The 24,723-nt window shown below is 61.6% G+C and carries 22 protein-coding genes and 2 pseudogenes; 4 read left to right on the forward strand and 20 right to left on the reverse strand.

Annotated elements, in window-relative coordinates; genetic code table 11:
* Nucleotides 1-79: 79 nt before the first annotated feature.
* The 13 genes and pseudogenes from IFT47_RS28150 to ubiE form a co-directional block, all read right to left on the reverse strand.
* Nucleotides 80-955, reverse strand: coding sequence for a methyl-accepting chemotaxis protein (locus IFT47_RS28150; protein WP_446731161.1), 876 nt, complete (start codon nt 953-955; stop codon nt 80-82).
* A pseudogene (locus tag IFT47_RS28155) lies at nt 938-2,023 on the reverse strand (methyl-accepting chemotaxis protein); the annotation flags it as partial. The gene IFT47_RS28150 and the pseudogene IFT47_RS28155, both read right to left, overlap by 18 nt.
* A 182-nt stretch (nt 2,024-2,205) precedes the next feature.
* Nucleotides 2,206-3,069 (reverse strand): methyl-accepting chemotaxis protein, encoded by an 864-nt coding sequence (locus IFT47_RS28160; RefSeq protein ID WP_446731162.1) that lies wholly within the window; start codon nt 3,067-3,069, stop codon nt 2,206-2,208.
* A gap of 39 nt (nt 3,070-3,108) precedes the next feature.
* Nucleotides 3,109-4,122: pseudogene (locus IFT47_RS28165) on the reverse strand (methyl-accepting chemotaxis protein); the annotation flags it as partial.
* A 994-nt stretch (nt 4,123-5,116) separates the two neighbouring features.
* Nucleotides 5,117-5,824 carry a 16S rRNA (uracil(1498)-N(3))-methyltransferase gene (locus tag IFT47_RS14755; RefSeq protein ID WP_192171229.1) on the reverse strand — a complete coding sequence of 236 codons (708 nt, stop codon included), beginning with the start codon at nt 5,822-5,824 and terminating at the stop codon, nt 5,117-5,119.
* Nucleotides 5,821-6,615, reverse strand: coding sequence for a twin-arginine translocase subunit TatC (tatC, locus tag IFT47_RS14760; protein WP_065986665.1), 795 nt, complete (start codon nt 6,613-6,615; stop codon nt 5,821-5,823). Before tatC ends, IFT47_RS14755 begins: the two co-directional genes overlap by 4 nt.
* Nucleotides 6,612-7,184, reverse strand: coding sequence for a Sec-independent protein translocase protein TatB (gene tatB / locus IFT47_RS14765; RefSeq protein ID WP_192171228.1), 573 nt, complete (start codon nt 7,182-7,184; stop codon nt 6,612-6,614). Before tatB ends, tatC begins: the two co-directional genes overlap by 4 nt.
* A 10-nt stretch (nt 7,185-7,194) precedes the next feature.
* Nucleotides 7,195-7,479, reverse strand: coding sequence for a twin-arginine translocase TatA/TatE family subunit (locus tag IFT47_RS14770; protein ID WP_192171227.1), 285 nt, complete (start codon nt 7,477-7,479; stop codon nt 7,195-7,197).
* A 42-nt stretch (nt 7,480-7,521) separates the two neighbouring features.
* Nucleotides 7,522-7,854: a phosphoribosyl-ATP diphosphatase gene (locus IFT47_RS14775; protein WP_192171226.1), complete on the reverse strand. Its 333-nt coding sequence runs from the start codon at nt 7,852-7,854 to the stop codon at nt 7,522-7,524.
* 2 nt (nt 7,855-7,856) lie between these two features.
* Complete coding sequence (hisI, locus tag IFT47_RS14780) at nt 7,857-8,249, reverse strand: phosphoribosyl-AMP cyclohydrolase (RefSeq protein WP_192171225.1); 393 nt, start codon at nt 8,247-8,249, stop codon at nt 7,857-7,859.
* 56 nt (nt 8,250-8,305) lie between these two features.
* Nucleotides 8,306-9,925 (reverse strand): ubiquinone biosynthesis regulatory protein kinase UbiB, encoded by a 1,620-nt coding sequence (gene ubiB / locus IFT47_RS14785; RefSeq protein ID WP_192171224.1) that lies wholly within the window; start codon nt 9,923-9,925, stop codon nt 8,306-8,308.
* Nucleotides 9,922-10,545, reverse strand: a complete 624-nt coding sequence (locus IFT47_RS14790; protein ID WP_192171223.1) for a ubiquinone biosynthesis accessory factor UbiJ — start codon at nt 10,543-10,545, stop codon at nt 9,922-9,924. Before IFT47_RS14790 ends, ubiB begins: the two co-directional genes overlap by 4 nt.
* Entirely contained in the window at nt 10,545-11,315 is a 771-nt protein-coding gene (ubiE, locus tag IFT47_RS14795) for a bifunctional demethylmenaquinone methyltransferase/2-methoxy-6-polyprenyl-1,4-benzoquinol methylase UbiE (RefSeq protein WP_122534362.1), read from the reverse strand. The genes IFT47_RS14790 and ubiE overlap by 1 nt, the downstream gene beginning before the upstream one ends.
* A 141-nt stretch (nt 11,316-11,456) precedes the next feature.
* Here ubiE and IFT47_RS14800 point away from each other — a divergent pair, with 141 nt between their 5' ends.
* Nucleotides 11,457-11,735, forward strand: coding sequence for a polyhydroxyalkanoic acid system family protein (locus tag IFT47_RS14800; RefSeq protein ID WP_192171222.1), 279 nt, complete (start codon nt 11,457-11,459; stop codon nt 11,733-11,735).
* Between the two features lie 15 nt (nt 11,736-11,750).
* Here the strand turns inward: IFT47_RS14800 and IFT47_RS14805 are convergent, their stop codons facing one another.
* From IFT47_RS14805 to IFT47_RS14830, 6 genes are all read right to left on the reverse strand, one after another.
* Nucleotides 11,751-12,128, reverse strand: a complete 378-nt coding sequence (locus IFT47_RS14805; RefSeq protein ID WP_192171221.1) for a gamma-butyrobetaine hydroxylase-like domain-containing protein — start codon at nt 12,126-12,128, stop codon at nt 11,751-11,753.
* A 127-nt stretch (nt 12,129-12,255) separates the two neighbouring features.
* Nucleotides 12,256-13,593, reverse strand: a complete 1,338-nt coding sequence (hslU, locus tag IFT47_RS14810) for an ATP-dependent protease ATPase subunit HslU (protein WP_192171220.1) — start codon at nt 13,591-13,593, stop codon at nt 12,256-12,258.
* 69 nt (nt 13,594-13,662) lie between these two features.
* Complete coding sequence (gene hslV / locus IFT47_RS14815; RefSeq protein WP_065986638.1) at nt 13,663-14,193, reverse strand: ATP-dependent protease subunit HslV; 531 nt, start codon at nt 14,191-14,193, stop codon at nt 13,663-13,665.
* Nucleotides 14,194-14,469: 276 nt separating this feature from the next.
* Entirely contained in the window at nt 14,470-15,159 is a 690-nt protein-coding gene (locus IFT47_RS14820; RefSeq protein WP_192171219.1) for an SPOR domain-containing protein, read from the reverse strand.
* A gap of 1 nt (nt 15,160) precedes the next feature.
* A complete protein-coding gene (gene argS / locus IFT47_RS14825) occupies nt 15,161-16,906 on the reverse strand; it encodes an arginine--tRNA ligase (protein WP_192171218.1) in 1,746 nt (581 codons plus the stop codon).
* A gap of 120 nt (nt 16,907-17,026) precedes the next feature.
* Nucleotides 17,027-19,246 carry a primosomal protein N' gene (locus IFT47_RS14830; RefSeq protein ID WP_192171217.1) on the reverse strand — a complete coding sequence of 740 codons (2,220 nt, stop codon included), beginning with the start codon at nt 19,244-19,246 and terminating at the stop codon, nt 17,027-17,029.
* 168 nt (nt 19,247-19,414) lie between these two features.
* Between IFT47_RS14830 and rpmE the strand changes: the two genes are divergently transcribed.
* The 3 genes from rpmE (at nt 19,415) to IFT47_RS14845 (ending at nt 21,922) form a co-directional block, all read left to right on the forward strand.
* Nucleotides 19,415-19,648, forward strand: a complete 234-nt coding sequence (rpmE, locus tag IFT47_RS14835) for a 50S ribosomal protein L31 (protein ID WP_065986634.1) — start codon at nt 19,415-19,417, stop codon at nt 19,646-19,648.
* A 23-nt stretch (nt 19,649-19,671) separates the two neighbouring features.
* Nucleotides 19,672-20,475, forward strand: a complete 804-nt coding sequence (locus IFT47_RS14840; RefSeq protein ID WP_192171216.1) for a thermonuclease family protein — start codon at nt 19,672-19,674, stop codon at nt 20,473-20,475.
* A gap of 178 nt (nt 20,476-20,653) precedes the next feature.
* Nucleotides 20,654-21,922 carry a malic enzyme-like NAD(P)-binding protein gene (locus IFT47_RS14845; RefSeq protein ID WP_122533933.1) on the forward strand — a complete coding sequence of 423 codons (1,269 nt, stop codon included), beginning with the start codon at nt 20,654-20,656 and terminating at the stop codon, nt 21,920-21,922.
* Between the two features lie 243 nt (nt 21,923-22,165).
* Here the strand turns inward: IFT47_RS14845 and IFT47_RS14850 are convergent, their stop codons facing one another.
* Nucleotides 22,166-24,640, reverse strand: a complete 2,475-nt coding sequence (locus tag IFT47_RS14850; RefSeq protein WP_407073213.1) for a penicillin-binding protein 1A — start codon at nt 24,638-24,640, stop codon at nt 22,166-22,168.
* Nucleotides 24,641-24,723: the final 83 nt, after the last annotated feature.

Here is a 24,723-nt window from a genome sequence, read left to right on the forward strand (position 1 = left end):
TAAACAAAACGCCGCCGAAGAGCCAATCTTCGGCGGCGTTTTTGTTTGGGGATCGGTGTTGGCGCTTCCCCGTTTCGCCTCAACTCACCCGAAATTTCCCGACCATCTCCTGCAACTGCACCCCCAGCCGCGCCAGTTCGATGCTGGAGGCAGCGGTCTCTTCGCTGGACGCGGCGGTTTGCTCGGACACATCCCGCACGTTCAGCACGCTGCGGTTGATCTGCTCCGCCACGCTGCTCTGCTCCTCGCCCGCGGCAGCGATCTGCTGGTTCATCGTCTGAATCGTCGACACCGGGCGTGTGATGTGTCCCAGGGCATCGCCGGCCTGACGACTCAGCTCGACGCTGCTGTCGGTCAGTGTTCGGCTGGCATCAAGGGTCATCACCACCTGCTGGGTGCCACTTTGCAGCGCCGCGATGAGTACTTCGATTTCTTCGGTGGATTCCTGAGTGCGCTGCGCCAGGCCGCGAACCTCATCGGCCACCACCGCGAACCCGCGTCCCGCTTCGCCTGCCCGGGCCGCCTCGATTGCGGCGTTCAAGGCGAGCAGATTGGTCTGCTGCGACACTGACTTGATCACGTCGAGCACCCCGCCGATCTTGTCGCTCTCCAGTTTCAGCTTGCCCATGGCTTGGGTTGAGTTCTCGACCTCCACCGCGAGGCGCTCGATCTGCGCGATAGCGTCGTTGACCACCTTGTCGCCGTCCCGCGCCTGCTGATCCGCATGCCGTGCGGCTTCGCTGGCTTCTTCGGCATTGCGGGCCACTTCCATCACGGTCGAGGTCATCTGGTTCATCGCCGTGGCGACGCAGTCCGTTTCGTCTTTCTGGCTGGTGACGCCCACGCTGGTCTGCGCAGTGACGGCCGACAATTGCTCCGCCGCGCTGGCGATCTGGGTCACGCCGTCGCTGATGCCGCTGATGAGTTGCCGCAGGCTCAGGGTCATGTCCTGCATGCTGCGCTGGAGCATGCCCATTTCGTCGCGACGGCCGATTTCCAGGTCCTGACTCAGATCACCCTTGGCGATGCGCGCGGCGGCGCTCAAGGTCAGCCGTAGCGGCGCGATGATCTGCTGGGTGATCAGCCAGGCGGCCAGCAGGCCAAGCAGCATCGCCAACCCGGCCACGCCACTGAGCGTCTGCCGCGACTGAGTGGCTTCGGCATCACGCCGCTGGCCTTGCAGCGCAGTGATCTCCCCGGTTGATGTCAGCAGATTCTCGCTGAGCGCCTCCATGGACTCCTGGGCCGCTTCAACCTTGACCTGGAGGTCCTTGAACTGGCCCATGTGCTCGCGGTACTTGAGCAGCGTCTTACGGGCGTTGAGCAATTCACTGACATTGCCATCGGCCTGGTCGGTGGCAATTTGTTCGACTTCCTTCAGCGCTTCGTCGATGGCGGTAATGGCGGCGACCTCGTAGGACTCCTTACCGCTGAACACGTACGCCTGGACTTCGTAACGGGCGTTCTGCACCTGGCCGCGCAATTGCTGGATGTTGGTGAACTCCCCCAGCCGCTCGCTGCTGTCCTGCTCCTGACTCACGGCCTTCAAGACTTCGCTTTCCACCTGGCCAATGGACGTGATCGCCTCTTCAGACAGAACGGCCAGTTGCGCGCGGGAATCTGCCCGCGCACTCAACAGCTTGGCCAGATCGGCGAAGGTGGCTTCGAGGGCCCGCACGGTGTCGCTTTGCCCGTTGAGCAACGTGAGGATGTCGGCAGGTGGGGCGTTATCACGCAGGAGCACCAGATGCGCTTCGATCTCATTGATGCGGGTAACGACGCGCGAGGCGCTGTCAGCGGTGTTTTCGACCCGAAAGACAATGCGCTCGGCGCGCAGGTCCTTGGTCATCGCGTTGAGCTGGGCGATGGAGGTCAATGACTCCGAGCGCTCGATCATGGTGTCGAGCCCATGCCAGCCGGTCAGCGTGATGGCCAGGGTCAGAAGCAAAACCAGGCCGAAGCCCAGCGAGAGTTTGAGTTTGACGCTGGTGTTAGCCAGCGTCCGGTTGATGCCTTGCAGCATGATGCGTCTCCTGCGGATGAGCGATAAACGCGCATCGGCAGGGCAAGCGGAGGCGTGACCTGATCAGGTCGTAGGAGATTTCCGAGGGGCGGGAAGGGGTGACGCGTGTCACAGATTCCACCCCTGATCGGAGGTTTTGCGGCAGGTGCGTTACTGAGACGGGTGCGGATCAGGCAACTGAATCAGACCCGGAAGCGACCCACCAGCGCTTGCAGATGGCTGCCCAGTCGCGCCAGTTCGACGCTCGATGCGGCAGTTTCCTCGCTCGCGGCCGAGGTCTGTTCCGATACATCGCGCACGTTGAGCACACTGCGGTTGATCTCTTCGGCGGTGGCGCTTTGCTCCTCGGCCGCGGCAGCGATCTGCTGGTTCATGGATTGAATCGCAGACACGGTGCGGGTGATGCTTTCCAGGGAGGTGCCGGCGCGGCGGGTCAGCTCTACGCTGCTGACAGTGAGCTCGCGGCTGTTGTCCATGATCGTCGCCACCTGCCGCGTACCGTTCTGCAGGCCGGAAATCAGTTCCTCGATCTCTTCAGTGGATTTCTGAGTGCGCTGCGCCAGGCTACGCACTTCGTCCGCCACGACAGCAAATCCGCGACCAGCCTCGCCCGCCCGCGCAGCCTCGATAGCGGCGTTCAGGGCGAGGAGGTTGGTTTGCTGTGCGACGGACTTGATCACGTCGAGGACGCTGCCGATCTTGTCGCTCTCGCGCTTGAGCTCGGCCATGGCCTCGGTGGAGTGACCGACTTCGGTGGCGAGAAGCTCGATCTGGGCGATGGCCTCGTTGACCACCTTGTCGCCTTCGCGCGCCTGGAGGTCGGCAGCTACGGCGGCCTCGGACGCTTCTTCGGCGTTACGGGCGACTTCCTGCACCGTGGCGGTCATCTCGTGCATCGCCGTCGCTACCTGGTCAGTCTCGACCTTCTGGCTGTTGACGCCGGCGCTGGTCTGTTCGGTAACCGCCGATAGCTCTTCGGCGGCGCTGGCGATCTGAGTCACACCTTCGCCGATGCCGCTGATCAACTGACGAAGCTCCACGGTCATGCGCTGGATGCTGCCCTGCAACTGACCCAGCTCATCGCGGCGGTCGACGCTCAAGTTGTGGGTCAGATCACCTGACGCCACGCGCTCGACCGCAACGAGTGTCTGGCCCAGCGGCACTGTGATTTGTCGTGTGATGATCCAGGCGGCGAGAACACCGAGGATCAGGGCCACTATCGTAGCGATGCCAAGAGTCGATTGGGCCTGACGAGTGTCTGCATCACGCTTGGCGTTTTGCGAACTGTTCAATTGTTCGCTGTTGTCCAGCAGCTGCTGGCCCAGCTCGGTCATTTTGGCCAGGGCCTGAACGCTGACCAGTTGTGCGTCACGGTACTGGCCGACAGCGTCGCGGTAGCCTTTGAGCGCCAGGTTGGCCTTTTGCAGCTGCGGGATGTATTGGGAGGAAACGTCCCCGGCCAGCGTGTTCACTCCGACGATGGCTTCGTCGATGGCGGCGGTGGCGTTCTTCTCGAAATCCGCTTTGCCGCTGAAGGTGTAACCGCGCACCTGGAAGCGTGCCTGCTGAATCTGTTTGCTGACATCCACCGCGCTGTTGAATTGCAGGATGTTGTCGTGCTGGATCAACGCTTCTTCGATCTTTTTGACGACATCTACAGCTGCGTCGGCCGTAGTTCCCAGATTGGTTCGGCTCGCTTCGCGGGTCTGGATGGCTTTGGTCATGTCGCCAAAGGCGCGGCGGTATTCGCCCGCGGCCTGAGCCTGAGCGTCCATCAGTTTGAGATCGCCGACACCTTTGACCATGCTCTGCGCGGTTTTCAGGTCGGCGTCGAGATTGTCCAGCGCGGTCATGACAGCCGTCGCGGCTTCAGCGGTGTATTGGGTTTCATACACCATGCGTGCCGTGCGCAGATCCATCGTCCGCTCACTGATCTGCGAGATCATCCCCAGCTTGTCGCCGCGCTCGATCAACGCCTTCACGCTAGACCACCCCGTCGCCGTGATGAGCAGCGTCAGCAATAGCACCAGGCCGAAACCGATACCCAGTTTGAGGCTGACGCTCATATTTCCAAGGCGTTGGGTAAACCAGCGAGACATGATGATTCCTGCGAATTGTAGTTATGGACGCCTGTACATCGGCCGCTGCGTGACGAACTGAAGCGTGGGGTGATGAAGAGGGAGTGGGGGTGTTGGATGGAAAATTCCCCATCGCTCTGACACCGCGTAATTCAGCCAGCCAACACTGCCCATGTGGGACTGAGCTTGCTCAGGAAGAGGCCGGGACAGTCAGCAACGTTGTCGGGTGACTGACAGTGAGCCTTCGCGAGCAAGCTCGCTCCCACGGGTTATCAGTCGGCGGGGAGATCGGTGTCGCCATGTGCTCTGAGCGCGGGCCTGTGTTTTGACACCGCGCTGTCGAACAGCAAACACAGGACTTGTGGGAGTGAGCTTGCTCACGAAGACCGCATTTCAAGCGCCGGATATTTAGCGGATGTATCGGCCCCTTCGCGAGCAAGCTCGCTCCCACGGGTTATCAGTCTGCGGGGAAATCGGTGTCGCCATGTGCTCTGAGCGCGGGTCTGTGTTTTGACACCGCGCTGTCGAGCAGCAAACACAGGACTTGTGGGAGTGAGCTTGCTCACGAAGACTGCATTTCAAACGCCGGATATTTAGCGGATGTATCGGCCCCTTCGCGAGCAAGCTCGCTCCCACGGGTTATCAGTCTGCGGGGAAATCGGTGTCTCGATNGCAAACACAGGACTTGTGGGAGTGAGCTTGCTCACGAAGACTGCATTTCAAGCGCCGGATATTTAGCGGATGTATCGGCGTCTTCGCGAGCAAGCTCCTCCCACGGGGTCTTCGTCGGCGGGGAGATCGGTGTCGCCATGTGATCTGAGCGCAGGTCTGTGTTCTGACACCGCGCTGTCGAGCAGCAAACGCAGGACTTGTGGGAGTGAGCTTGCTCACGAAGACTGCATTTCAAACGCCGGATATTTAGCGGATGTATCGGCCCCTTCGCGAGCAAGCTCGCTCCCCACAGGTTTTGCGTCTGCGGGGAAACGGGTGTCCCCATGTTCGATGTGCGCGGGCCCTAGAACAATCGGGCGAGCAGCGCGGTGACGGCGGTTTCGACGCGCAGGATCCGCGCGCCCAGCTGGACTGGAGTCAGGCCCGAGGCCTGCAGCAAATCAACTTCGTAGGGAATCCAGCCACCTTCAGGGCCGATCGCCAGGGTGACAGGCTGCTCAACCGCACGCGGGCAGGCGGGGAAGTCACCCGGATGACCGACCAACCCCAACGTTCCGTCCACAATGGCGGGCAGTCGGTCCTCAACGAAGGGCTTGAAACGCTTCTCGATGATGATCTCCGGCAGCACGCTGTCCCGGGCCTGTTCCAGCCCGAGAATCAACTGTTCGCGGATGGCCGCAGGCTCCAGAAAAGGCGTCTGCCAGAAGCTTTTTTCGACGCGGTAGCTGTTGACCAGGATGACCTTGGGCACCCCCATCGTCGCTACGGTCTGAAACACGCGGCGCAGCATCTTCGGGCGGGGCAGTGCCAGGATCAGCGTCAGAGGGAGTTTGGCCGGCGGGGCGTGCTCGAAGCTCACTGACAGCTCGGCTTCCCGCGCTTCCAGCCGCAGCAGTTGCGCATTGCCCAGCAGTCCGCTCACACGACCGACCCGCAGGCTGTCGCCCACTTCGCTGCGATGCACTTCCTGCATGTGCTTGAGGCGCCGATCACGCAGCACAACCCGGTCCGCCGCGATAAAGTCGGCGTCCTCAAGCAACAGCAGGTTCATGGCTGGGTCGCTGGCGGTTGGCTCTGTTCGTCTTCGGCTTTTTCGTCGTCTTCATGATCGCCGCGCTTGGTGATCATCGAACTGCACAACACGCCGATTTCAAACAGCAGCCACATCGGCACAGCCAGCAGGGTCTGCGAAAAGATGTCCGGCGGGGTGAGGATCATGCCGACCACGAAGCAACCGATCACCACGTACGGACGAATCTTCTTCAGGTATTTGACGTCGACGATGCCGATCCACACCAGCAGCACAACCGCCACCGGGATCTCGAACGCCACACCAAACGCCAGGAACAGCGTCATGACGAAGTCCAGGTAGCTGGCGATGTCCGTCATCATCGACACGCCTTCCGGGGTAACGCTGGCGAAAAAGTGGAAAATCAGCGGGAAGACCAGAAAGTAGGCAAATGCCATCCCGGCATAGAACAGGATGATGCTGGAGATCAACAGCGGCACTGCCACGCGTTTTTCATGCTTGTACAGCCCCGGCGCGATGAAGCCCCAGATCTGATACAGAATCACCGGCATCGCCAGGAACAGCGCCACCATCATCGTCAGCTTGAACGGCGTAATGAACGGCGAGGCCACATCGGTCGCGATCATCGTGGCGCCGTCAGGCAGAAACTTGCGCAGCGGGGCAGAGACGAAGGTGTAGATCTTCTGGGTGAAGTAGAACAGCGCGCCGAAGATCACGAAGATCGCCAGCACACAGCGCAGCAGTCGCGAGCGCAGTTCTGTCAGGTGCGAGACCAGCGGCATTTGCTGGTCATTTTCCGGAATTTCGCTCATGGGGCTCGTGGTGGCAGTGACGAATCGTTGGCAGAAGGCGCACTTTGCACCGCTGTTGCGGGGGTGATGACGGGCGCGGGTGCAGGTGCAGATGCGGATTCTGGTGCAGCAGGCGCGGCAGGCCCGACGTGAGCAGGCGGCGGTGTGACCGACGCACTTTCAGCCGGAGCGGCCGGACCAATGTCCGCGCTCTGTGCCAGAGATGCGGCACCTATAACCGGCGCTGTAGAGGCCGGAGCCGGTGAAACCGGCGTATCGGCAGCAGGTTCGGCCGGCGCTGGCGCAACAGTCGCCGCCGGGGCGACCGGCGCAGCAGGCGGTTGCTGCGGCTGCATGATTTTGCGGGCTTCTTCTTCCAGCGAAAGAATGTGCTCGTTGTGCAGCTGACGCCGAATTTCGTCAGCGCCGATTTCGCGCTCAACTTCCTGTTTGATCGCATTGAAGCTGCGTTTCAGGCGGCCGATCCAGAGCCCGGCCGTCCGTGCTGCGCCCGGCAGACGCTCGGGGCCCAGCACCAGCAGGGCAACGAGGCCGACCAGCAGCAGTTCAGAAAAGCTGATACCAAACATGCGTCACGACCTAGTCTTTGCGGAGGGGGTCTTCGACTCGTTGTGCCTGAGCGTCGATGGTGTGCGGCTGGTGCAGCGGCTGAGTCGGAGGCACAGGCTGCGCGGTCGGCTGTGGTTGAACCGGCGGCTGCACCGATGGCTCTTCCGGATGCTTGTCGTCGTCATTCATGGCTTTGCGAAAGCCCTTGATCGACTCACCCACGTCAGTCCCCAGGTTCTTGAGTTTCTTGGTGCCGAACACCAGCACGACAACCACAAGAATGACGATCCAGTGTTTCCAGTCAAAAATGCCCATGACGCGTTCCTCACAAGAAATTTCGGGCCGCAGCCCAGGTGTTTATTCCGCCGAGCGAGACGCTTTCTCGGCGTGTCCGGACAGGCCGAAGCGGCGGTCCAGCTCATCGAGCACGGCTTGCGGGTGTTGGCCCAACTGGGCAAGCATCACCATGCTGTGGAACCACAAGTCGGCGGTTTCGTAGACGACATCACTGCAGTCACCGCTGATGGCAGCGTCCTTGGCAGCGATTATGGTTTCGACCGACTCCTCGCCGACCTTCTCCAGAATCTTGTTCAGTCCCTTGTGATAAAGGCTGGCGACGTAAGAAGAGTCGGCAGCCGCGCCCTTGCGTGCTTCAAGCACCTCGGCAAGGCGTGACAAGGTATCAGTCATGTTCAGTGTCCTGCTTGGTAAATGGCATCCGGGTCTTTGAGCACCGGGTCCACGGTCTTCCAGCCGGCGTCGTCGTAGACGCGGTAGAAGCAGCTCTCGCGGCCAGTATGGCAAGCGATGCCGCCGATTTGCTCGACCACCAGGATAATGACGTCGGCATCACAGTCCAGGCGCAGTTCATGAAGCTTCTGCACGTGGCCCGATTCTTCGCCCTTTCGCCACAACTTGCCACGTGAACGTGACCAATAGATAGCGCGCTGTTCGCTGGCAGTCAGGCTCAAGGCTTCGCGGTTCATCCAGGCCATCATCAGCACGCGACCGGTCTTGTGGTCCTGCGCGATGGCGGGCACCAGACCGTCCTTGTCCCACTTAATCTCGTCCAGCCAGTCTTTCATCATCGGCTCCGGCCGTTCCAGGGGAGGGTTAGTGTGCCAGCGGCTCGCGCCGATGGCTATCGGCGAACGACCAGATAGACGCCTGCCGCCAGCATCAGCAAGGCAGGCCAGGCGCTCAGGGTGTTCAGTGCTTCGCCGGTCTGGGTATGGGTGATCGCCAACAGTACGCCGCCGGCCAGCAGGCCAGCGCCGAGCAAGCGAAGGGCCCAATGATCGCCGTCGCGCCGATAGGGCGGGGGCGGATCGTGGCGATGGGGCTGGGACAGACGCTCGAGTAAATCCCGGGTCATGTTCGCCAGATGCGGAATTTGTTCGACCTGGGACTGCAGATTGCCGAGCAGGGTCTTCGGGCTGACGCGTTCGCGCATCCAGCGTTCGAGGAACGGCTGCGCAGTCGCCCAGAGATCCAGCTCCGGATACAGCTGACGGCCCAGGCCTTCGATGTTGAGCAGCGTCTTTTGCAGCAGCACCAGTTGCGGCTGCACTTCCATGTTGAAGCGGCGAGCGGTCTGGAACAGGCGCATCAGCACCTGGCCAAAAGAAATGTCCTTCAGCGGCTTCTCGAAAATCGGCTCGCACACCGTCCGGATGGCCGCTTCGAATTCATTCAGCTTGGTCTCGGCCGGCACCCAGCCCGAGTCAATATGCAGCTGTGCCACACGGCGATAATCACGCTTGAAGAACGCAAACAGGTTGCGCGCCAGATAGTCCTGATCCTCAGGGGTCAGGCTGCCGACAATGCCGCAGTCGATGGCAATGTACTGCGGATCCCATGGCGTGACCGTGCTGACGAAAATGTTGCCGGGGTGCATGTCGGCGTGGAAAAAGCTGTCACGGAAGACTTGGGTGAAGAACAACTCGACGCCGCGCTCGGCCAGCTTCTTCATGTCGGTGCGCTGATCGGCGAGGGTTGCCAGATCGGTCACTTGCACGCCGTAGATGCGCTCCATGACCAACACCTTCGGCCGGCACCAGTCCCAATAGACCTGCGGCACGTAAAGCATGGTCGAGCCTTCGAAGTTACGGCGCAGCTGGCTGGAGTTGGCCGCCTCGCGCAACAGGTCGAGTTCGTCGTAGATGGTTTTTTCGTAATCGGCGACCACGTCCACCGGGTGCAGCAAACGCGCATCAGCCGAAACTCGCTCGGCAATCTTCGCCAGGATGAACAGCCACGCCAGGTCAGAGCCGATGATCGGCTTCAGGCCCGGCCGCACGACCTTCACCACCACTTCTTCGCCTGTTTTCAGGCGCGCGGCGTGGACTTGAGCGACAGACGCCGAAGCCAGCGGGGCCACGTCGAAACGACTGAAGACCTCGCTGATGGTCGCGCCCAGCTGTGATTCGATCAGCGCAACGGCTTTGGCAGAGTCGAACGGCGGCACGCGGTCCTGCAGCATCATCAGCTCGTCGGCGACGTCTTCAGGCAGCAGGTCACGGCGGGTGGACAGCAGCTGCCCGAACTTGATGAAAATCGGCCCCAGGTCCTGCAACGCCAGCCGCAGACGCGCGCCACGGCTCAGTTCGTTCTTGCGCCGCGGCAGCCAGCGCCATGGCAGTACAAAACGCACGGCCAGCAGCCACCACGGCAGGGGCAGGGCGAACAACAGATCATCAAGGCGGTAACGGATTACGACACGCTGGATGCGAAACAGGCGGCGGACGGCAAGCAGGCTCATGCGTTATCGCTGGATTTGAGGGAGTGGGCCAGACGCTCGAAGCGGGCTTCGAGGCGTTCCAGGTCTTGTTTGGTCTGATCCAGTTCGGCGAAGCGGGCTTCGGCCTCGCGTTTGCCGACCAGCGTGCGGGATTCTTCGGCCAGGTATTCGGCCAGGTTGTGGCTGAGGCTGGCTGCGCTGTCGCGGGTCCAGCGCGCGCTGTTGCGCAGGTGCCCGCCGATCAGGGGCGCCGCGACGGGACCGAGCCAGCGTTGCAGCTCGTATTCCCAGTCGAGGTCCAGGTCCTGCAGCACGCCCACCAGCTCAAGCAGCACGGCGCTTTCGCCATCCAGCTCGACTTCCGGGCTGTGCAGCACGGCATTTTTGTCATTGCTCATCGCCAGGCGCATCAGGCTCGCAGCGGGGGCGCGCAGGGTTACGTCGGCACCGCCTTCCCAGTTCGCCGCCAGCATCAGGCCGTCGTCGCTGGGCAGTACGTGAAGATGAAACGCCGGGCTGGTGCACTCGATCGCGATGACCTTGCCGCTCAGTCGGTCAAGGCGTGGCAAGGCGGTGCTGTCCATGCGCAGCACACGATTGATGCCGTGCTCGGCACTGGCGAGCAAGCCGTTGATCAGCATCAGGGCTTGATGCCCCGGTGCAGCGCGACGATGCCGGACGTCATGTTGTGGTAGGTCACGCGGTCGAAACCGGCCTGGACCATCATCGACTTCAGGGTTTCCTGATCAGGGTGCATGCGGATCGACTCCGCCAGATAGCGGTAGCTTTCCGAATCGTTGGTGATCAGCTTGCCGGCCAGCGGCATGAAGGCGAACGAGTAGGCGTCGTAGATCTTGGACATGACTTTGCTGGTGGGCTTGGAGAATTCCAGCACCAGCAAACGACCGCCCGGCTTGAGCACGCGCAGCATGGAGCGGATGGCGTCTTCCTTGTGGGTCACGTTGCGCAGGCCGAAGGCGATGGTCACGCAGTCGAAGTAGTTGTCAGGGAACGGCAGCTTTTCAGCGTCGGCCTGGACGAACTTGATGTTGCCGGCCACGCCGCGATCCAGCAGGCGGTCACGACCGACCTTGAGCATCGAAGCGTTAATGTCGGCCAGTACGACTTCGCCGGTCGGGCCCACGAGATGGGAAAACTTCTTCGCCAGGTCGCCAGTGCCGCCCGCGATGTCGAGCACGCGGTTGCCGCTGCGAACGCCGGACAGTTCGATGGTGAAGCGCTTCCAGAGGCGATGCATGCCGCCAGACAGGACGTCGTTCATCAGGTCATATTTGGCCGCGACGGAGTGAAATACCTCGGCGACTTTCTCGGCCTTCTGGCTTTCCGGTACGTTTTTGTAACCGAAGTGGGTGATGGGTTCGGCATCGCTGCCTTTGCGCGGATCATTCATATCGCTGTCGCCGGAATAAAGTGGCGCCATTCTAATCGTCGGGGCTGGCTTTGTCTTGACAAGGCTCACGGCCAACAGTTTCTTCGGTCCGGGCCGCTGGTATAGTGCGCCGACGATTTAAGCCGAAGCAGGAGCCCGTCAGTGGCCAGAATTACCGTGGAACGCCAGCACACGCTGGGAAAGGAAAAGGCCCGCGAGAAGGCTGAAATCATGCTGCAGAAGCTGTCCGACAAGTACGGCATCGAGCACGAGTGGACAGGCGATACCGTCGCCCTGGAAGGCAAGGGCGCCAAGGGCACGGTCGCTGTCGAAGATGAGTGGGTGCGGGTGAGTATCGACCTCAACTTCTTCCTCTCGGCCATGAGCGGTTCGATTCAGACCGAAGTTGAACGGCAACTGGACAAGGTATTGACGGCCTAAGCCCAGAGAGCCGAGCTATAGCATCAGCCTAATGACTTGCTCGGAAGGGTCGCGGGATTTGCCGGCGGCCTTGAGCTCGGCCAAATACTCGTCCCACAGTTGCGTCTGGCGTTGCGCCAGTTGCTCCAGGTATTCCCAGGTAAACAGCCCGCTGTCATGACCGTCGTCGAAGGTCAGCTTCAGCGCGTACTGGCCGGCGGGCTCCACTTTGGTGAGTCCGACGCCCAGCTTGCCGAATTGCAGAATCGGATTGCCATGGCCCTGTACCTCCGCCGACGGCGAGTGCACCCGCAGGAACTCCGCCGGCAAGCGGTATTCCTCATCCGACCCGTATTTCAGGCTGAGGACTTTCGAGGCTTTGTGCAGCTGGATAGCGGTGGGGATGCGGGTCATAGAGGTAATCTCAGCTACAAGCTACAAGCTACAAGCTACAAGCTACAAGCTACAAGCTTCAAGCGAAGCAGATTCGTGCAGCCAGTGAAATCTGCTTGCCGCTTGAAGCTAACCGCTTGCAGCTGCTTTAAAGGATATAGCGCGACAGATCTTCGTCTTCCGCCAGCTCACCCAGGTGACTGTTCACGTATTCAGCGTCGATCTGGATCGTCCCACCATCCTGCGCGCCTGCCAGGTCGCCGGCACTGAAAGAAACCTCTTCCAGCAACCGCTCAAGCAGCGTGTGCAAGCGACGCGCACCGATGTTCTCGGTTTTCTCGTTGACCTGCCAGGCAATCTCGGCCAGGCGCTTGATGCCATCCGGCAGGAACGCAATGTTCAGGCCTTCGGTCTTCAGCAGCTCGCGGTATTGCTCGGTCAGCGACGCATGGGGTTCGGTCAGGATGCGTTCGAAATCCTGCGGGCTCAGCGCTTTCAGCTCGACACGAATCGGCAGACGACCCTGCAGCTCAGGCACCAGATCGCTTGGCTTGCTCAGGTGAAATGCACCGGAAGCGATGAACAGGATGTGATCGGTCTTGACCATGCCCAGCTTGGTGTTGACGGTGCAGCCTTCGATCAGGGGCAGCAAGTCGCGCTGCACGCCTTCGCGGGATACATCGGCGCCGCCAACGTTGCCGCGCTTGGCCACTTTGTCGATCTCGTCGATGAACACGATGCCATGCTGCTCGACGGCTTCCAGCGCCTTGGCTTTCAGTTCTTCGTCGTTGACCAGACGGCCCGCTTCTTCATCGCGAACCATCTTCAGCGCGTCTTTGACTTTCAGCTTGCGGCTCTTCTTCTTGCCCTTGCCCATGTTGGCAAACAGGCTTTGCAACTGGTTGGTCATCTCTTCCATGCCCGGCGGCGCGGAAATGTCGACGCCGCCCATCTCGGCAACCTCGATCTCGATTTCCTTGTCGTCCAGCTGGCCTTCGCGCAGACGCTTGCGGAACAGCTGGCGGGTGTTGGAATCGCTGCCCGACGACGCATCTTCGTTGAAGCCCGCGCGTGCCGGTGGCAGCAGGGCGTCGAGAATGCGGTCTTCGGCGGCGTCTTCGGCGCGGTGGCGAACCTTGGTGATTTCCTGTTCACGCAGCAGCTTCATCGCGGCGTCGGCGAGATCACGGATGATCGACTCGACGTCGCGGCCTACGTAGCCGACTTCGGTGAATTTGGTCGCTTCGACCTTGATGAACGGCGCGTTGGCGAGTTTCGCCAGACGACGGGCGATTTCGGTTTTACCGACGCCGGTCGGGCCGATCATCAGGATGTTCTTCGGGGTGACTTCGACGCGCAGCTCTTCGGGTAACTGCATCCGGCGCCAGCGATTACGCAGCGCGATGGCGACGGCGCGTTTGGCATCGTCCTGGCCGATGATATGGCGATTGAGTTCGTGGACGATTTCACGGGGAGTCATGGACATGGTTTTCAACGGTCCTCGGCAGATGGCAAGTCGGGCAGGCCGCGATGAATGGCGGCCAGCACCTCAGGCTTACTCGGCGAGGTCCTGCTCCTCAATGGTGATGTTGTGGTTGGTGAAGACGCAGATGTCGCCGGCAATGTGCAGGGCGGTTTCGGCGATTTCACGGGCAGAGAGTTCGGTCTTCAGCAGCAATGCGCGGGCAGCGGCCTGGGCGAAGGCGCCGCCGGAACCCATGGCGATCAGGCCGTCTTCGGGCTCAACGACGTCACCGTTACCGGTAATGATCAGCGAAGCGTCCTTGTTGGCAACGGCCAGCATGGCTTCAAGGCGGCTCAGGGAGCGGTCGGTACGCCATTCTTTCGCCAGCTCTACGGCGGCGCGAATGAGGTGACCCTGGTGTTTTTCCAGTTGGGCTTCGAAACGCTCGAACAGGGTGAAGGCGTCAGCGGTGGCGCCTGCGAAACCGGCGATGACCTGGCCGTGGTAAAGGCGCCGGACTTTCTTGGCGTTGCCTTTCATGACGGTATTGCCCAGGGAAACCTGGCCGTCACCGGCCATGACGACTTTGCCTTGGCGGCGCACTGAAACGATGGTGGTCAAGGGGAGAGTCTCCACGCTGCGGGGCGAAAATGCCCTGATGGAAACTCATATGGGGGTGGGGGCGGGTATTTCAACCGTTGAGTGGGTGGAGGGATGAATGGTGGTGCGTCAGGTTGCTTCAAGTTTGTGTAGGAGTGAGCTTGCTCGCGATTGCGGTCAGTCAGGCACCCATTATGTTGGATGTGCCGATTTCATCGCGAGCAAGCTCACTCCTACAACTGATCGCCCCCGCGTGGAGCGGGACCAATTTTTTGCCCTGCGGCGGGTGGCAGTGCCTTAGCGAGCCTGGCGCTGTTGCAGCAGCAGGTTGCTGAAACCGCCACCTGCCAACTGCTTCTGCGCTGTGGTCAGCTGTTCGCGGTTGCTGAACGGGCCGACCAGCACGCGGTACCAGGTTTCATCCTTCACCGTGCCTGACTCCACAGTCGACGTTTGCCCCAGCAGAATGATTTGCGCGCGCACCTTCTCGGCGTCGGCCTGCTTGCGGAACGAGCCCGCTTGCAGGAAGAACGTCGTCACCGCCGCCGGCTTGGTCACCGGAGGCGCTGGCGGTGGCGTCAGACCGCTGAGCGCCGCCTGGGCGCGAGCGGTGTCGATCTTCGCGGCCACTTCAGGCGTAACCGGCGTGCTTGGCGCAACGACCGGTGGCGTCTTCTCCGGCACTGCTTCGTTCGGCACGATGACTTCCGACTCAGGCAACAGCGTGTAGAAGTCGTATTTCGGCTTCACAGGCGCGGTCGGGCTGGGCGGCGTCTTGTTTGCTTCGGCAATCTTCGCGGCCTTGGCTTCAGCCTTGACGCGCTTGATGTCGTCGCCGCTGCCGGGTTCGAGCTTCATCAGGAAAACAACGAACGCGCCGACGGTCAGGCCGATCGCCATCCACACCCAGCCCGGAATCGGCTTCTTGGCGGGTGCCTGATACCGGCTGGCGCCGCGCTTGGGAGCAGGTTTCTTTTTAACGGCCAACTTACATACGCTCCAGAGTGTCCAGACCCAGCAACTGCAGGCCTTGCTTGAGGGTGCGACCGGTCAGGGCGGCGAGGCGCAGACGGCTTTGCTGTTGTTCAGGGTTTTCCGCCGCCAGGATCGGGCAGTTCTCGTAGAAACTGGAGAACAGGCCGGCGAGGTCATACAGATACGCGCAGAGCACGTGAGGTGTGCCCTTGTCAGCAACGGTGTTCACGGTCTCACCGAACTGCGCCAGGCGCGCGGCCAGGTCTTGCTCCTGGGCGGCGTCCAGGATGATTTGGCCCTCGCTCGCGTTGAAGCTTTCGCCCTTTTCTTCGAGCTTGCGGAACACGCCGGCCACGCGGGTGTAGGCGTACAGCAGATAAGGCGCGGTGTTGCCTTCGAAGCTGAGCATCTGGTCGAAGTTGAAGCTGTAGTCGCTGGCGCGATGCTTGGACAGGTCCGCGTATTTCACCGCGCTGATGCCCACGGCCTTGGCGATCGAGCGCAACTCGTCTTCGGCGACGTCCGGGTTTTTCTCTTTGACCAGCGTATAGGCGCGCTCTTCGGCTTCATCGAGCAGGTCGACCAGCTTGACCGTGCCGCCATCGCGGGTCTTGAACGGACGGCCATCGGCGCCGTTCATGGTGCCAAAGCCCATGTGCTCCATCTGCATGCCGTTGGTGACGAAGCCTGCGCGGCGCGCCACTTCGAAGACCTGCTGGAAGTGCAGCGCCTGACGCTGATCGACGAAATACAGCGCGCGATCGGCTTTCAGTACGTTGCTGCGGTAGCGAATGGCGGCGAGGTCGGTGGTGGCATAGAGATAACCGCCACCGGCCTTTTGCACGATCACCGGCAGCGGCGTGCCTTCAGCGGTTTTGAATTCTTCAAGAAACACACACTGCGCGCCGTTGCTCTCGACCAGCAGTCCGGCCTTCTTCAGGTCGGCGACGACATTGGCGAGGTCGTCGTTGTAGGCGCTCTCGCCCATGACGTCCTTCGGCGTGAGTTTGACGTTCAGGCGCTCGTACACTTCCTGGCAGTGGGACAGCGAGATGTCTTTGAAGCGCGTCCACAGGCTCAGGCACTCGGCGTCGCCGGCTTGCAGCTTGACCACCAGCCCACGTGCGCGCTCGGCGAACTCTTCGGACTCGTCGAAACGGCCCTTGGCGGCGCGATAGAAGTTTTCGAGGTCAGCCAGCTCATCGCTGGTCGCCGGGGTTTCCTGCAGATAGGCCAGCAGCATGCCGAACTGAGTGCCCCAATCGCCGACGTGGTTCTGACGGATCACGGTGTCGCCAAGAAACTCAAGGACGCTGGCCACGCCGTCGCCAATGATGGTCGAGCGCAAGTGGCCGACGTGCATCTCTTTGGCCAGATTCGGCGCAGACAGGTCGACCACAACGCGTTGAGCAGGGCCGTTCTTGCGCACGGACAAGGTCGCGTCGGCGAGAGCTTCGTCGAGGCGCGAAGCCAGGGCCTGGGTGTTCTGGAAGAAATTGAGGAAACCGGGGCCGGCGATGTCGACCTGGGTGATCTGCTCGTCCGCGGGCAACGCGGCGACGATTTTCTCGGCCAGGTCACGCGGCTTCATGCCCGCAGGCTTGGCCAGCATCATGGCGATATTGCTGGCGAAGTCGCCGTTTTTCTTGTCCTTGGCGTTCTCCACCTGAATCGCCGGCGTCAGCCCTTCCGGCAAGACGCCATCGGTGACGAGTTGGCTCAGAGCTTGTTGAATCAGCTGGCGAATGGTGTCTTTCATGGTGCTCTCTTTCGACCGCAAGCGCGGCCGCGCCTGGATGCGCGGGTGGAAAAACTGGGCATTATCCGTGGCCGGGGCCACCTTGCCAACCGCGCTGGATGCGCGGTCAACCGATGCGAATCAATAAAGGTCCACCGGATCCACGTCCAGCGACCATCTGACCTGGCGCCCGCTGGGCATGTTTTCCAGTGTCAGCAACCAGGTCGCGAGCAGCTTGTGCAGCGGCGCGCGGGCGTTGGCCTGGACCAGCAACTGAGCGCGATAGCGCCCGGCGCGTCGTTCCATCGGTGCCGGAACCGGGCCCAGCAGCTCAATGCCGCCCAGCGCCATGTCTTTCAGCAAGCGCTCGGCTTCGGTGCAGGCTTCGTCGAGAAAACCCTCGGCGTGACCCGGCTTGTGCGCTTCGGCGCGCAACAGCGCCAGGTGCGAAAACGGCGGCAGCCCGGCGGCGCGACGTTCGCTCAAGGCCTGCTCGGCAAACGCGAAATAGCCCTGTTCGGTCAGTTGAATCAACAAAGGATGGTCGGCCAGGTGAGTCTGGATGATCACCTTGCCCGGCTCTTCGGCGCGCCCGGCTCTGCCTGCGACCTGCACAATCAATTGCGCCATGCGCTCGCTGGCGCGGAAGTCGCCGGAGAACAGCCCGCCATCGGCATCGAGAATCGACACCAGCGTCACGCGCGGGAAATGGTGCCCTTTGGCGAGCATTTGCGTGCCCACCAGAATGCAGGGCTGGCCTTTCTGGATGGTCGCGAAGAGCTGATTCATCGCGTCCTTGCGCGAAGTGCTGTCGCGATCAACGCGCAGCACCGGGTAGTCGGGAAACAGAATCGCCAGCCGCTCCTCGGCACGCTCGGTCCCCGCACCCACCGGGCGCAGATCGACCTTGCCGCACGCCGGGCAATTGCGTGGCACCCGTTCGACATGGCCGCAATGGTGACAACGCAGCTCGCCCGAGCGCTGGTGCACGGTCATGCGGGCGTCACAGCGAGGGCATTCCGACAGCCAGCCACAGTCGTGACACAGCAGCGTCGGGGCAAAGCCTCGCCGGTTGAGGAACACCAGCACTTGCTGGCCCGCCGCCAGAGTCTGACCGATGGCTTGCTGCATCGGGCCCGAGATGCCGCTGTCGAGGGGGCGGCTTTTGACATCCAGGCGCAGGAAGCGGGGTTGCTGAGCACCACCCGCGCGCTGATTCAGACGCAGGAGCGCGTATCGACCGGTGTGGGCGTTGTGCAGACTTTCCAGCGAAGGCGTCGCCGAGCCGAGGACGATCGGGATGTCCTCCTGATGCGCCCTCACCAGCGCCAGATCCCGGGCGTGATAGCGCAGGCCTTCCTGCTGTTTATAGGAGCCGTCGTGCTCCTCGTCGATGATGATCAGCCCGGGGTTTTTCATCGGGGTGAACAGCGCCGAGCGGGTGCCGATGATGATGTCGGCTTCGCCATCGCGCGCCGCCAGCCAGGCGTCCAGCCGGTCGCGATCATTGACTGCCGAATGCAGCAGCGCGATGCGCGCGTTGAAACGCTGCTCGAAGCGCGCCAGGGTCTGCGGACCCAGGTTGATTTCCGGAATCAGCACCAGCGCCTGCTTGCCCGCTTCCAGCGTTTCGCGGATGAGCTGCAGATACACCTCGGTCTTGCCGCTGCCGGTGACACCCGCCAGCAGTGAGGCATGAAAGCTGCCGAAACCCGAGCGGATGGCTTCATAGGCGGCCCGCTGCTCAGTGTTGAGCGGCAGTTCCGGCTGCGCCAGCCAGTGCTCGTGCCGCTCGACCGGCCCATGACCGCGCACCTCGACGGTCACCAGCCCCTTGGCGAGCAGCAGATTCAGGCTGTCCCGGTTGAGCATCAGCTTGCTCAGCAACTGGTGAGCCACGCCGTGGGGGTGCTGGGCCAGGGTGCGCAGCGCTTCCTTTTGTTTCGGCGCCCGGGCGATGCGCGGGTCATCGACGCTGGCATCTGGTGCCGCGTGCCAGAAACGCTCCTGCCGCGCTTCCGCCGGCTCGCCCTGACGCAGCAACACTGGCAACGCCCAACTGAGCGTGTCGCCCAGGCTGTGCTGGTAATACTGGGCCGTCCACAGGCACAACTTGAACAGTGCGGGCGGCAACGGCGGTTCGGCATCCAGCACAGCAATGGCTGGCTTGAGCTTGTCGGCCGGCACGTCGCTGTGATCGACGACTTCCACCAGCACGCCGATCATTTCCCGACGGCCAAATGGCACGCGCAGGCGCATCCCCGGCTGCAACGTACTGCGCGCCACACCTGCAGGGGCAAGGTAGTCGAACAGGCGACGCAGCGGCGAGGGCAGGGCGAGGCGCAAGATGGCGTCGGGCACGCGGGGGATATCCTGTTACGGAGTATGACGAAGGGCGCGATCTTAGCAGACGACCGGCGTGAACGTTCCCTTGCGTGATTGGCGTTGTCTGTTAATATGCGCGGCCTAATTCCGTGCGGTATTCAACAATAGTGTTGGGTGGCGGCACGATAGCCTGAGGAAATACCCATGAAAGCTGATATCCATCCAGTTTACGAAGCCATTGACGCAACCTGCAGCTGCGGCAATGTCATCAAAACCCGTTCCACACTGGCCAAGCCTCTGAGCCTGGACGTGTGCAACGAGTGCCACCCGTTCTACACCGGTAAGCAAAAAACTCTGGACGTCGGCGGTCGTGTCGACAAGTTCAAGTCGCGTTTCGGTGCGTTCGGTCCTACCAAAGCTCCTGCTGCTGCAGAGTAAGGTTGGCCGTTCTGGAGTCGCCGATGCGTTTCTCCAGGCTGCTTAAGAAGGCGTCCCTCGCGGGCGCCTTTTTTATGGCTGCGATTTGGCTTTCGACGGCCCAGGCCTTGTGCCCTGCGCCGCCGTCGCTGCCTGTGGCTCAGGTGCAGCGCGTGGTCGATGGCGACACGGTGCGCCTGAGCGATGGTCGCAGCGTTCGCATGATTGGCCTCAATACGCCGGAAACCGGCAAAAAGGGTCAGTCAGCCCAGCCGTTTGCAGATGTGGCGAAGCGTCGTTTGCAGGCGTTGATCGATGCCAGTGATGGGCAGGTCAGGCTGCGCGTGGGTGAAGAGCCGACCGATCATTACGGCCGTACTCTCGCTAACGTCTATGGCCGTGATGGCGCCAACCTTGAGGCGCAACTCCTTGCCGAGGGCCTTGGCTATCTCGTCGCGGTTTCCCCGAACGTTGCGCTGGTCAGCTGCCAGCAGGTCGCAGAGCAGTCAGCTCGACGGGCCGGCCTGGGTCTGTGGCGCAATTCGCCGGTTCAACCGGCCGAGCAGATCAGTACCGGCGGGTTCGCGCTGGTCAGCGGGCGCGTGACCAGCGTGCAGCGCAATGGCGGCGGCCTGTGGATCGAATTCGGCGATTCGTTGGTGCTGCGCATTGCGCCCAAGCTGCTCGGCCAGTTCGACACTGCCGCGCTGCAGCGCTTGAAGGGGCAGCGAATCGAAGCCCGTGGCTGGGTGTTCGATCGTTCGCGTCGGGGCGGTCTGAAATCAGGTCAACCGCGCTGGATGATGTCGATCACTCACCCTGCAATGTTGGATACAGTTAATAAATAAATTGTAGACATTTTTGCTGAGGATTGTTGCCGCTCCAGGCCTTATGTTCTGCGGCTCTACGCTGAAAGTCGTAGATGCGGCCTCTTGACACAGGTGACCCGCCAGTCTTGTTAGGACTTTATGACTTGCGTATGCTCGGCGGTCCGTCTGTCCAACAGCAAAAAAGCGGAATGCCCCCATGTCAGATTTGAAAACTGCCGCTCTCGAATATCACGCTCATCCCCGTCCGGGGAAACTCAGCGTCGAGCTCACCAAAGCCACTGCTACCGCTCGCGATCTGTCGCTGGCCTACAGCCCGGGTGTGGCTGAGCCGGTCCGCGAAATCGGTCGCGATCCGGAACTTGCCTACAAGTACACCGGCAAGGGCAACCTGGTAGCGGTCATCTCTGATGGCACCGCGATTCTGGGTCTGGGTAACCTCGGGCCTCTCGCGTCCAAGCCGGTCATGGAAGGCAAAGGCGTGCTGTTCAAGCGCTTTGCCGGTATCGATGTGTTCGATATCGAAGTCGATTCTGAAAGCCCGCAGGCCTTCATCGACACCGTGCGACGCATCTCCATCACCTTCGGCGGCATCAACCTGGAAGACATCAAGGCACCTGAGTGCTTCGAGATCGAAAAGGCGCTGATCGAGCAGTGCGACATCCCTGTTTTCCACGATGACCAGCACGGCACCGCGATCGTTACCGCAGCCGGCATGATCAACGCGCTGGAAATTGCTGGCAAGACCCTGGAAGCGGCGAAGATCGTCTGCCTGGGCGCTGGCGCTGCGGCCATCTCCTGCATGAAGCTGCTGGTGAGCATGGGCGCGAAGATCGAAAACATCTTCATGATCGACCGCAACGGCGTGGTTCACGACGGGCGTACCGACCTGAACCAGTACAAGGCCCAGTTCGCTCACTCCACCGACAAGCGCACGCTGGCCGATGCACTGGAAGGCGCCGACGTGTTCGTCGGTCTGTCCGGTCCGAACCTGCTGAGCGCCGAAGGCCTGAAGTCGATGGCGGCCAACCCGATCGTGTTCGCCTGCTCGAACCCGGATCCGGAGATCTCGCCAGAACTGGCTCACGCCACCCGCAGCGACGTGATCATGGCCACCGGCCGTTCGGACTACCCGAACCAGGTCAACAACGTACTGGGCTTCCCGTTCATCTTCCGTGGCGCACTCGACGTTCGCGCCAAGCGCATCAACGAAGAGATGAAGATCGCAGCGGCCAACGCTTTGCGCGAACTGGCCAAGCTGCCGGTGCCTCAGGAAGTCTGCGACGCCTACGGCGGCATCGCCCTGGAATTCGGTCGTGAGTACATCATCCCGAAACCACTGGACGTGCGCCTGCTGACTATCGTTTCCGATGCCGTGGCTAAGGCTGCCATCGAGAGCGGTGTCGCAACCCTGCCGTATCCAAAGCACTACCCGCTGAAAAGCGTGGATGACGTGTTTAACGGCTGATAGCAACGCCCACAAAAAACCCAGCCAAGTGCTGGGTTTTTTATGGGCGCTCGTTTTGCTGTCCGGCTGGACACAACACCTTTGTTCAGGATACGCAATCCTTGTGGGGGTGAGCTTGCTCACGAAGACGGTGCTTCAACCGCTGAAGATGCAGCGGATGTTCCGACCTTTTCGCGAGCAAGCTCGCTCCCACATGGGCGGTGTTGATGCCTGAGGATCAACCTCCTACTGATCTACGCCTCACTAGAACAGATCGATCGGCGCCGACTCGTCCGCCGGCAGCGGGCTGCCTGGAGGCGGGCTGCCGCCGAGTTCGTTCACGCTAGGCGGCGTGTCCTCGCTCTTGAACAGTTCGAAGAACGCACCCGGCGTGCTCGGTGTGGCGGAGCGGCCGCTGACGGGATCGATGCGCAGGCTGAGGATGCCGTCCGGTTCGGCTTGAACATGGGGCGGTTTGTCCTTCAGCGCGGCGCTCATGTACTTCATCCAGATCGGCAGCGCGACCGTGCCGCCGAACTCATGGCGACCCAGGCTTTCCGGCTGATCGAAACCGGTCCAGACCGTCGTCACGTAATCCGCGTTATAGCCCGTGAACCACGCGTCTTTCGAATCGTTAGTGGTCCCGGTTTTGCCGGCGATGTCCGGACGGTTCATCGCCAGGGCACGGCGGCCAGTACCGCGTTTGATCACGTCCTGCAGCATGCTGTTGAGGATGTAGACCGTTCGACCGTCAACGATCCGTTCAGCGACCACGGGGGCGGGCGCTGCACCCGACGCGTCGAGTGCGTTCGGTACGACGTTGGCCGTCAGTGGCGGGGTCTCTGGCGCTGCATAGGTCGATGCACTGCTGATGGCCGCTTCGCTGACCGCTTTCGGGTTCGGGTCGTTGGCAGGCACCGTCGGCGGGTTGGCTACGAACAGGGTTTTGCCTTCACGGTCCTCGATCTTCTGAATGAGGTACGGGCTGATCTTGTAGCCGCCGTTGGCGAACGCACTCCAGCCGCCGACGATTTCCATCGGCGTCAGGGTTGCAGTGCCCAGTGCGAGGGACAGGTTGGGCGGCAAGTCCTGTTTGTTGAAGCCAAAGCGGGTGATGTAGTTGATCGCGGTGTTCACGCCCAGGCTTTGCAGCAGGCGGATCGACACCAGGTTACGTGACTTGTACAGCGCCTCGCGCAGCCGAATCGGACCGAGGAAGGTGCCGGTGTCGTTCTTTGGCCGCCATACTTTGTCGATGGCCTCGTCGACGAATACGATCGGCGCGTCGTTGACCAGGCTGGCGGCGGTGTAGCCGTTGTCCAGCGCCGCCGAATACAGGAACGGCTTGAAGCTGGAGCCCGGCTGACGCTTGGCCTGCATCGCGCGGTTGTAGTTGCTTTGCTCGAACGCGAAGCCGCCGACCAGCGCACGAATCGCGCCGTTCTGCGGATCCAGCGAAACCAGCGCGCTCTGCGCCACCGGAAGCTGGCTGAACTTGAGCGAGTTGTCCGCCTGACGCTGCAGGCGCACCAGATCGCCGACATGGGCGACATCGCCGGGCTGCTTGGGATTGGCGCCGACGCTATTGGTGTTCAGGAACGCCTTGGCCCACTTCATGCTGTCCCAGGTGACGGTTTCTTCGTTCTCGCCGTTGCGGGTCAGGACGCGGATGCCGGTCTTGTCGACCTGAGTGACGATGGCCGGCTCCAGACCGCTGATCGGACGCTGTTTGCTCAGCTCCTGCACCCAGCCCTCGCGGGTCAGGCCTGGGAATCGGCTCTCAGGCCCGCGATAGCCATGGCGCTGGTCGTATTCGATCAGGCCGTCCTGCACCGCCTTGTTGGCGTCTTCCTGCAGGCCGCTCGGGACAGTAGTGGTGACGCGGAAGCCTTCTGTATAGGCTGCGCTGCCATAACGACCCACCATCTCGGCGCGCGCCATTTCAGCGATATACGGCGCGTTCACTTCAGGGCTCTGAACGTGATAGCTGGCGTTGATCGGCTCGGCAAGGGCAGTCTGGTAGGTGTTCTGGTCGATTTTCCCCAGCTTGAACATGCGGCCAAGAATCCAGTCGCGGCGCTCTTTGGCGCGCACCGGATTGGCCAGTGGGTTGAATCGTGACGGAGCCTTGGGCAGGCCGGCAATCATTGCCATCTGCGCAACGCTCAGGTCGCGGATGGATTTGCCGTAGTAAACCTGCGCTGCGGCCTCGATGCCGTAAGCGCGGTTACCCAGATAGATCTTGTTGACGTACAGCTCGAGAATCTCGTCCTTGGTAAGTTGGCGCTCGATTTGCAAGGCCAAGAGAATCTCGGTGGTTTTGCGCGAAAAACTGCGCTCGCTGGTCAGGAAATAGTTTTTCGCGACCTGCATGGTGATGGTCGAGCCGCCAGACTGAATGTGACCGCTCTTGACCAGTTGGCTGGCCGCGCGCATCAGGCTGCTCGGGTCCACGCCATAGTGGTTCTCGAAGTTGTCGTCTTCGGCGGACAGCAGGGCATGGATGAAATCGGGCGGAATGTCGGCGAAACGGATGGGAGAGCGGCGCATTTCGCCAAACTCTGCAATCAGCTTGCCGTCGCTGCTGAAGACGCGCAGCGGGATCTGCAGCTGGATGTTGCGCAGCGCATCGACCGATGGGAGGTTCGGGGCCAGGTAGAGAAAGGCGCCGCTCAGGCCGAGGAGCAGCCCGCAGACGACCGCGACGATGGACCACCAGACAAACTTCAGCAGGCGTATCAAGGCTTTTGGATTTCCAGAAAAAAGAATGAGTTAGACGCAGGCATTTACAAATGAACACGCCTTGAAGCTTTGGTACACGA

This window comes from Pseudomonas sp. CFBP 13711 (assembly GCF_014842265.1).
In the GTDB taxonomy this organism is placed as follows: Bacteria; Pseudomonadota; Gammaproteobacteria; order Pseudomonadales; family Pseudomonadaceae; genus Aquipseudomonas.